Genomic DNA, 8,915 nt, shown 5'->3' on the forward strand with positions numbered 1-8,915 from the left:
AGAATGGGCGCGTCGGTCCACCAGCTCAGCGGGGCGGCTCGGCGGGCGTAATACTCATCGCGGTTGGCGATCAACAGCAGCGGGGTCGGGCTGGCGGGCTGCCAGTTCCAGGCGATCAGGCACATGGAGGGGTTTTGGCTTCGTAGGTTGAGAAAGTCTGCATCGCGGGCCGTTCGGGGGAGGGATGTCCGGGGTAACCCCTTGGGCGTATTGTCGCGTCAAGCCCTCAAGTGGGTCGAATCGTTCGATTCAACCCGGCCGACTCAAAGTCGGTTGGCCCCACTTGAGCTTGCGTGCTGCAGCGCTCATGCCGCCTTGGTCGTTAAGCTCAGCGTGGTACGTGAAACGTCGAGTTTTCAAGCAACTGCGCAAGCCCATCGTCGTCACCCATCTGGCTCACCTTGAACTGCATGGGCAGGGTTTTCCCGAGCAGTGATTCGGCTTGCCTGGCGGGCAGTTGTACGCTCACCGCGATGGTTTGGGCTTCGATGGGCGCAAGACTCATCTGCACCGGGCGGGTCATTGACAAGCCGTCAAGACCGACGGCCTCCACCCGGTAGCGCTGTGTCTGCTCGGTGGCATTCATCAGGTGCAGCCGGTACACGTTTTCAATGCTGCCATTGTGCAAGGTTCGGGCCATCACCCCCCGGTCACGGATCACGTCCAGGCGAAACGGGCTACGCAGGTTCAGGCCGATCACCAGCGCTGCCGTCAGCAGGCACAGCAGCAGGCCATAAGCCAGCACGCGCCAGCGCAACACGCGCTTGCGCAAGATTGATGTGCTCCAGTCGTGGGTCAGCCCGTTGAGGCTTGAGTAGCGGATCAAACCGCGTGGGTATTTCATCTGATCCATCACACCATCACACATGTCAATACAGGCGGCACAGCCAATGCAATTGCTTTGCAAACCGTCACGAATGTCAATGCCGGTGGGGCACACCTGTACACATAGGCTGCAGTCCGTGCAGTCACCCAGGCCGATGGCTTTGTGATCGACTGAGCGCGAGCGTGGCCCGCGCGCATCTCCACGCGCGCTGTCATAGCCAATGATCAGCGTGTCACGGTCAAACATGGCCGACTGAAAGCGGGCATAGGGGCACATGTGTTTACACACCTGTTCACGCAGATAGCCCGCATTGAGGTAGGTGAACAGGCCATAAAACAGCACCCAGAACGTGTCCCACGGCCCCATCGACAAGTCGGGTAAAGCACTTGCCAGCGATTGGATGGGCGTGAAATAGCCCACAAACGTGAACCCCGTCCACAGGCTGATGCCTAGCCACAGGGCTTGTTTGCTGCCTTTGCGTAGCATTTTTTCTGCGCCCCAGCCCCGGCTGTCCAGCGCCTTGCTGGCGTGCGGTTTGCCCTCGGTCAGGCGCTCCACCCAGACAAATAGCTTGGTGTACACCGTTTGCGGGCAGGAGAAACCGCACCAGATGCGCCCAGCCACGGCGGTCACAAAAAACAGCGTCAACGCGGCCAGCACCAGCAGCAGCGTCAGGTAAATCAGGTCTTGCGGGTACAGCACCAAGCCAAACAGAAAAAAACGTTGCTGCGCCAGATCAAACAACACCGCTTGCCGACCATGCCATGTCACCCATGGTAGGCCGTAAAAGACCAATTGCGTGAGCCAGACCATGGCCCAGCGCCACGCGGCAAAGCGGCCAGAGGCCGCACGCACATAAATTTTGTTTTTGGGCTCAAGTTGTATCAAAGCTTCGGTTCTTGAGCCGTCGACGGCAATGGGAATGGTTTTGGAGTTCATGGCCATGACTGTGTCGCAACCTCATCTGAAATGGTAGATTCAGATATTCCGTAAAAAACCATATCAGTTTGCACGCTCATGAAACGCTACGAAACTTATGCGCAGGAAATCGCTGATCTGATCAAAACCAAGGCTTTGCGCCCGGGCGAGCGGCTGCCCTCGGTGCGCCAGGCCAGCAAAAGCCGCAAGATCAGCCCGGCCACGGTGTTTGCTGCCTATTACCTGCTGGAAGCACGCGGGCTGGTTCAGACGCGGGCACGTTCGGGCTACTACGTCAATGCCACGCGCCAGCCCATGCAGGCCGAGCCGGGCACTGCGGTGATCAGCGCCCAGTCAACCGAGGTGGCCATCAGTGAGCTGGTGTTTGAGGTACTGGAATCCACCCGCCAGGGCGACGTGGTGCCACTGGGTTCGGCCTTTCCCAGCCCGGCCTTGTTTCCGCTGGACAAACTGGCACGCAGTCTGACACCGGCCATGCGCCAGTTGGCACCCCAACGCATGGTGGAAGACCTGACCCTGGGTAATGAGCGCCTGCGCCGCCAGATCAATCTGCGTTATGCCATGAACAGTACCGCTGTCGAGCTGGATGAAATTGTCATCACCCACGGTGCCATGGAGGCCCTGAACCTGTGCCTGCAGGTGCTGACCCGCCCTGGTGATGTGGTGGCGGTGGAGTCGCCCACGTTTTACTCGGCCTTGCAAGCGCTGGAGCGGCTGAACCTGCGTGCGGTAGAAGTCGCCACCCATCCGCGGGAGGGTGTGGATTTGGATTCGCTGGCACAGGTGCTGGTCCAGCACCCGGTGAAAGCCTGCTGGTTCATGACCAGTTTTCAGAACCCGCTGGGCAGCCTGATGCCTGAGCACCGCAAACAAGCCCTGGTCGAGCTGCTGGCCAGCCACAAGGTGCCGCTGATTGAAGACGATGTGTATGGCGAGCTGTACTTTGGCCTGCGCCGCCCCTTGCCAGCCAAGGCGTTTGACCGCCAGGGGCTGGTGCTGCATTGCAGCTCATTCTCCAAATGCCTGGCTCCCGGCTACCGGGTCGGTTGGGTGGCCGCAGGGCGCTATGCGCAGCAGGTGCAGCGCCTGAAGCTGATGACCACGCTGTCCACCGCCATCCCGTCACAGTTGGCAATTTCAGACTACTTGCAAGGCGGGCATTTTGAGCGCCACCTGCGCCAGTTGCGCCAAACCCTGGAGGCGCAGCAAGCTTGGGCACTGAATGTGATTGAGGCAAATTTTCCGCCAGGCACACGGGTCACACGGCCAGAAGGCGGCTACTTTTTGTGGTTGGAGTTGCCCGCTCACGTGGATGCCCTGCAATTGCACCGCCTGGCCGCGGCGCAAAACATCAGCATCGCGCCAGGGCATTTGTTTTCAGCCGACCGGCGCTTTGGAAACTGCTTGCGCATCAACTACGGCTATCCGGGGGATGCGCGTATGGAGAAAGCTTTGGCGACGCTGGGGCAATTGGCAAGCCGTTTATAGGATTTGTGAATCTATTTGCTATATATTTAGTAGCTTCTTGCGCTTTATTGATGCGGGCTAAAGGTCAAAATGACCGTGAAAAGTGGGCTTTTGCGCTGGTCATTGAGGAAATGAGTGGATATTTTTGAGTCAGCGTATGAAGTCAGGCTGTGACAGTTGGCGCAGTGCCTGTGCCGGTTTGACGATGGCAAAAGGCAGCGTGTCGGCCAGCACCAGCAAATTGTCACCGCCAGTTACCAGCCATCGGGCCTGGCTGGCCAGGGCGACATGGATGAAGGCATCGTCGTCTGGGTCTCGGCTGAAGGTTTGTTGCCTGAGGGCGGGCGACACCTCGGCCCAATACGCACAGGCTTCCAGGTCGTGTAGCAGGGCATGGCGCTGCTCAAGTGAGATGTAGCGGTCAAACTTGGGCTTCCAAAGGCGGGAGCGCAGTTCGGCCACCGTGTTCGCCGTGACCACCGGCAAACCATGCGCCAGCACGTGTACCACCAATTGAGCTGGGTCGGTACCAGTGCGGCGCTGGTAAGTCCTGGTAATGTGCTGTGCTGGCGCTGACCGCTGCTTGGCAGTTCGCATCGTTGGAGCGCCTGACAAAGGCCAGCCAATCCCATAGATTTGTCCTTATTTAAAAGACAAGTTGTCTTCAAATTGACCGCTATAGAAAGTCAATTCAACGCCGTCATCCGCCAGAAGATCATTGATGCACAAGCCACCCCGCAGCGTGGCCGTGGCCAAGGACACCTTGCACCAGCAACTGGCGCATCTGGAAGATGCGTTTTTGCTGTGCAGCATCGACCTGGCCACCGACTCCGAGCGCCGCCGTCAGGTCAATCCGCGCAAGGTGTATCCGGTGGACACCGGATTGATCGCGCTGTTTGACCGCTCTGGCAAGGCCAATGTCGGCCACGCGCTTGAAACCGCCGTGTTGCACGAACTGCACCGCCGAGGCGCTCAGGTGAACGATGTGCACACCGAGGGTGGTTTTGAGGTCGACTTTTTGGCGCGTGGTGTTGATGGCGAGCAGACGCTGATTCAAGTCTGCGCCGAGCTGGCCAACCCCGCCACCTTGGCGCGAGAGGTGCGTGCGCTGCAGGATGCCGCCCGCACCTGGCCACAGGCCGCGCTGCAGTTGATCACCCTCCGGGGCCGTGCCAGCGGGTGTCGCGCTGCATCTGGCGGCGGATTGGCTGCTTTTACAAAAGAGTTCCGGGGCAGTTTGAGAGACCCCCCCCTTTGTCACGACTGCTCACCGACATGCCACCGTTCACCCCAATCAAAATACGATTTTGATAGCGCCTTGCGCAGGTGGTTTCTGGGCTAGAGGTTGATTTTGGTGCGAGCCAAAGACAACGTCGCCACTTCTTGGACCTAAAGTGTCTGGTAGTAATCGCGAATAGTTGCCGCCATCAACTTACGACGCTCAACCAAGAACTCTTTGTAAGAGCTTGCGTCCACTGTGCTAAGTTTGGCTGGAACTGCGTTTTCAACGAGGTTTCGCACCAAATCCACGGCATCAGTGATCTCTCCAAGGGTGAGGACACCCGACTTGATTTGCGTGTCGACCTCGGCCATGTAAGTGGATGGAGATTTGTTACTGATGCTGATGTTGATTGACGTCTCAGTGAGAACAAAATTTGCAACTTGGTTGTAGTCCCCTCGATCCGGATAGCCGTTCTTCTGAAGGTAGTCCTTCGGGACGATGTGGTGGATGTCGCCAGATTGTTGGTGCATGGCTGCAACCGTGATTCCCTTAGACAAGAAACCGCGAGCGTTGTTGGTCACCTGAGCGGCGAGGAACGTCTGGAAAAACGGACTCGTAGTGCTGGTCGTCTCCAGTGCAGCGGGCAGCGCGACCGCCCAGAACGCATCAGAAAGTTCGGCCTCTTCGACCTGCTTGACATAGTTCGCAGCACCCAGTTCGCCGATCCTTCGGATGTCCTGCTCCCATGTCGATTCGAAGCTTCCAGAGTGTCGGCCAGTTAGCATGGACATGACGAACCAGCGCTTCACGATTCTCTTTCGCTCACCTTCGCTCATGGCCTTGTCCTCGCGAAGACGGAGATAGAGGGCATATGCGAAGTTCAGCGCATTCTTCGAATTAACCATTCCTTGGGTGATGAAGCCGGCAGACTTGACAATCATCAGGAAGTTGTCGAAGTGGTATTTGCTCACGATTTGAAGCAGCGCGCGCTCAAGCTTTTCATAAGCGACAGGTATCCGTTCCTCATCAACCTTTCTTGTGTCTGGGTCGCGTCCCGACAACTCGCTGACGATACTCGACGCTTTGCCACGGTTGAAGCCAACAAGCCCTGCTACACGGATGATGTCGCCGTACTCCGGGTCGTAGATGTCCTCAGCATCGTTCTTCAACCAGCTGATAGCTTTGAGGTAAGGTGTATTGGCGAACTCGTGGTCGTTCTGTTCGATGTCGGAATAGGCATGCGGTGCCACAGCCAACTGGCAGAAATAATCGATGAGTTTGCGTAGGTTTCGACCTCGGTCGCCGTAGGTGGCGATCTTGCTCATCGCGAAGTCTGCGCTGCTCAGCGGCACCCCCTTCGAGTTGATCCGGATGAATATCTCAGAGATCGTTTCGATATCGAGCCCATCGTCCAGGCTGATGATCCCGATCTGGGCATTCTGAATGCTGCTGAGGCGAGCCAAGCTTTTCTCAAAAGCAGCCTCGTCGGTATTGGGGTTCCGTGCAAGATACTTACGAGCGAAAGCCAATGGCAAGGTCGTGTTGAAGTATTCGCTGATGTCCGAGATCCATTGCGGACTTCTTTCGATCACCGGAGTAAGCGTTGCAAACTCTTCCGTGATGGGGTTGAAGGAGATCGTTATGTGGACAGCCTTGTATCGCTTGTTGATTACCTTCAGTCCGGCGACTGCGGCACGGAGCGCGGTGATCCGCTGCTGCCCATCGATCAATATTTGTTGATGTGCAGCAATCTGGCCACCTTTAAGTTTCGCTCCAACTGACTGCCAGGTGATCAGGTAGCCGACGGGATATCCCTTGTAGAGCGAGTCCATAAGGTCGCGTACTTTGATGCTGTCCCATACGAATGGTCGCTGAAGCTCTGGTATCGCGATTTTGTCGCTCTTGACATCTGCCAACAACTGCGTAACGGGGGACTGCGTCACTGAGTATTTCGTCACTCTTAACTCCTTTGTCGGTATAAAGATTATTGGACATGTCCAATGTCCCATAACTTGTTTGTCGCGTGTTGTTTGTAAGTCTATCTGACAGCATGACCTATAACACTTTCGAGCCGCTCACCATCGGCTTGCGTCAGCGTTCCAATCGATCAGCACTTTTTGGCCCAAAGTAGTCAAAGTTGCTTTGGATTTGTAGTTCTTCTCCCGCAATTTTGCAGTCGGTCAATGGTCGCTCAAAAGCAAGTCGTCTCAGGCTTAATCGGCAACGAACAGCTTCAATCTTATGCCGCTAATTCAATACAAGCGTAACCTGCTGCACCAAATTCTTTAGCACATCACGCACCATCTTGACTCGGTCTGTGGCATCGAGCAGGGGGCTGCGGCCTGGTGGAGGATGCGTGAGCACCACCATTTGCTCACCAGCCTGCGCCCGCAAAACCTGCGCGATGTCATCCGACAACCAAAGGCCGGCGTGACGAAGTTTGGCGATGGCTTCACTGACTGATGGCAACAAGCCACGACGTTTGGCCAGCACAAGCAATCCGCCAGTGCCAAAAATAGGAATGCCCAAAGTCTGCGCACATCGGCGTGCATCCATGTCGTCAATGACCGCCCGCAGGGGTGCATGGGCCAGGGCATAACTCAGAACTGCCGTTTCGCCAGCTCCCAGCGACCACGCTGCAACTCGCGGTGAAATTTCCGTCTCTACGATCAATGGCAATTGGGCATAAAAATCAAGTGACTGCCACCCAGTTGTCCAGTTGCAGGCCCGGCACCTTCGCAAATTCGCGGGTGTTGTTGGTGACCAGCAGGGCCTGTTGGCTCAGGGCGTGGGCGGCAATCATGGTGTCAAGCGAGCCGATGGGGATGCCACGGCGCTCCAGGTCGGCGCGCAGGTCGCCATAGGCCCAAACAGCAGGTGTGTCAAAGGGCAGAATCGTCAACGGGGCCAGAAACATCTCCAATGCCTGGCGATTGCGCACCGAGCCACTTTTGGCCACTCCAAACGCCAACTCTGCGGCCACCACGCTTCTCACCCCGATGTCACCCAGCCGGTACTGCTGAAAACGCGCCAGCACGGCAGGGGGTTTGGCGTTGATGTTGTCGATACAGATATTGGTGTCTAGCAAGATCATGGTGCAATCTTGGCGCAAATCTGTTCGTCAGGTTGCTCTCGCGTCAACACAAAGCCAGGCTCAAAAGCGTCCAGCCCAGCCGCCAGCGTTTGCCAAGGGTCATCCATCGGCAGTAACAACACGCCATTGCCGAAGTGTTTCACCGCGACTTCGGTGCCGACAAACCGGTACTCTTTGGGGAGTCGAACGGCCTGACTGCTGCCAGATTTGAAAAGGCGTGCTGTGTCCATGGGGTGCTCCTCAACTGATCATTACCAATGATGGCTACCTATTGCTGAAATGTCCATTGGATTCGTCACCACCGAAGAGTCGATGGCAGTTTCGTCAAAATCGATAGCTGCCTGCGCTTTATGGTGCGCCGTTTGCCACCGTTTCTGCCACCACCGGCTGCCCCAGATTCTTCAGCACATCGCGCACCATCTGTGCCCGGTCTTTGGCATCGGGCAAGGCGCGCTCAATGCGCAGTTTTTCGTTGCCCGCCAGCTTGATGTGTTTGTTTTTCTGGATCAGCTGGATGACTTTCATCGAGTCGATGGGCGGGTTGGGCTTGAAGGTGATGGTGATGACACCCGGCGCGGCATCGACCTTGATCACGCCATAGGGTTGGCACAGCACGCGCAGGCGGTGCACGTCGATCAGGGTTTGGGCTTGGGCTGGCAGCTTGCCAAAGCGGTCGATGATTTCCTCCATCAGCGCGTCGATCTGGTTGGTGTTTTTGGCGGTGGCGAGCTTTTTGTAGAAGCTCAGGCGCAGGTGCACGTCGCCACAAAAGTCGTCGGGCAACAGCGCCGGGGCGTGTAGGTTGATGTCGGTGGTGACGTTGAGCGGGCTGAGCAAATCGGGCTCGATACCGGCTTTCAGGCAGCGCACCGCCTCGCTCAGCATCTCGTTGTAGAGCTGAAAACCCACTTCGAGCATGTTGCCGCTCTGGTTCTCACCCAGCACCTCACCGGCCCCGCGAATTTCCAGGTCGTGCATGGCCAGGTAGAAGCCGCTGCCGAGTTCTTCCATGGCCTGAATCGCGTCCAGCCGCTGCTGCGCCTGCTTGGTCAGGCCTTGCAGGTCGGGCACCATCAAATAGGCGTAGGCCTGGTGGTGGCTGCGGCCTACGCGGCCACGCAACTGGTGCAATTGGGCCAGGCCAAACTTGTCGGCGCGGCTCATGACGATGGTGTTGGCCGTCGGCACGTCAATGCCGGTCTCGATGATGGTGGAGCACAGCAGCACATTGCTGCGCTGTGCGACAAAGTCGCGCATCACGGCTTCCAGTTGGCGCTCGGGCATTTGGCCGTGGGCCACGCTGATGCGGGCTTCGGGCAGCAGTTCTTCCAATTTGGCGCGGCGGTTTTCAATGGTCTCGACCTCGT

General features: G+C 57.4%; 10 protein-coding genes. 2 read left to right on the forward strand and 8 right to left on the reverse strand.

What is annotated here, in order from left to right; genetic code table 11:
• Nucleotides 1-125, reverse strand: a 125-nt coding sequence (locus PHQ58_RS22435) for an NRDE family protein (RefSeq protein WP_300115901.1), incomplete at its 3' end; no start/stop codon positions are given.
• 203 nt (nucleotides 126-328) lie between these two features.
• Complete coding sequence (ccoG, locus tag PHQ58_RS22440) at nucleotides 329-1,765, reverse strand: cytochrome c oxidase accessory protein CcoG (protein ID WP_367187364.1); 1,437 nt, start codon at nucleotides 1,763-1,765, stop codon at nucleotides 329-331.
• A gap of 78 nt (nucleotides 1,766-1,843) precedes the next feature.
• On the opposite strand from ccoG, the gene PHQ58_RS22445 reads away from it, so the two are divergent.
• The gene (locus PHQ58_RS22445; protein ID WP_300115881.1) at nucleotides 1,844-3,253 is read left to right on the forward strand and encodes a PLP-dependent aminotransferase family protein; all 1,410 of its coding nucleotides are present in this window, start codon (nucleotides 1,844-1,846) and stop codon (nucleotides 3,251-3,253) included.
• A gap of 129 nt (nucleotides 3,254-3,382) precedes the next feature.
• On the opposite strand, the gene PHQ58_RS22450 is transcribed toward PHQ58_RS22445, so the two are convergent.
• Nucleotides 3,383-3,829, reverse strand: a complete 447-nt coding sequence (locus PHQ58_RS22450) for a putative toxin-antitoxin system toxin component, PIN family (RefSeq protein ID WP_300115884.1) — start codon at nucleotides 3,827-3,829, stop codon at nucleotides 3,383-3,385.
• 124 nt (nucleotides 3,830-3,953) lie between these two features.
• Here PHQ58_RS22450 and PHQ58_RS22455 point away from each other — a divergent pair, with 124 nt between their 5' ends.
• Nucleotides 3,954-4,574: a DUF4143 domain-containing protein gene (locus PHQ58_RS22455; RefSeq protein ID WP_300115886.1), complete on the forward strand. Its 621-nt coding sequence runs from the start codon at nucleotides 3,954-3,956 to the stop codon at nucleotides 4,572-4,574.
• Between the two features lie 47 nt (nucleotides 4,575-4,621).
• On the opposite strand, the gene PHQ58_RS22460 is transcribed toward PHQ58_RS22455, so the two are convergent.
• The 5 genes from PHQ58_RS22460 to PHQ58_RS22480 form a co-directional block, all read right to left on the reverse strand.
• Nucleotides 4,622-6,412 carry a DUF262 domain-containing protein gene (locus tag PHQ58_RS22460; protein WP_300115889.1) on the reverse strand — a complete coding sequence of 597 codons (1,791 nt, stop codon included), beginning with the start codon at nucleotides 6,410-6,412 and terminating at the stop codon, nucleotides 4,622-4,624.
• 289 nt (nucleotides 6,413-6,701) lie between these two features.
• Complete coding sequence (locus PHQ58_RS22465; RefSeq protein ID WP_300115892.1) at nucleotides 6,702-7,127, reverse strand: DUF3368 domain-containing protein; 426 nt, start codon at nucleotides 7,125-7,127, stop codon at nucleotides 6,702-6,704.
• A 19-nt stretch (nucleotides 7,128-7,146) separates the two neighbouring features.
• A complete protein-coding gene (locus PHQ58_RS22470; RefSeq protein WP_300115895.1) occupies nucleotides 7,147-7,548 on the reverse strand; it encodes a type II toxin-antitoxin system VapC family toxin in 402 nt (133 codons plus the stop codon).
• The gene (locus tag PHQ58_RS22475) at nucleotides 7,545-7,778 is read right to left on the reverse strand and encodes an antitoxin (protein WP_300115897.1); all 234 of its coding nucleotides are present in this window, start codon (nucleotides 7,776-7,778) and stop codon (nucleotides 7,545-7,547) included. Before PHQ58_RS22475 ends, PHQ58_RS22470 begins: the two co-directional genes overlap by 4 nt.
• 118 nt (nucleotides 7,779-7,896) lie before the next feature.
• The coding region (locus PHQ58_RS22480) for a TRCF domain-containing protein (protein ID WP_300115899.1) at nucleotides 7,897-8,915 on the reverse strand (1,019 nt) is incomplete at its 5' end.

It is taken from the genome of Rhodoferax sp. (assembly GCF_028688795.1).
In the GTDB taxonomy this organism is placed as follows: Bacteria; Pseudomonadota; Gammaproteobacteria; order Burkholderiales; family Burkholderiaceae_C; genus Rhodoferax.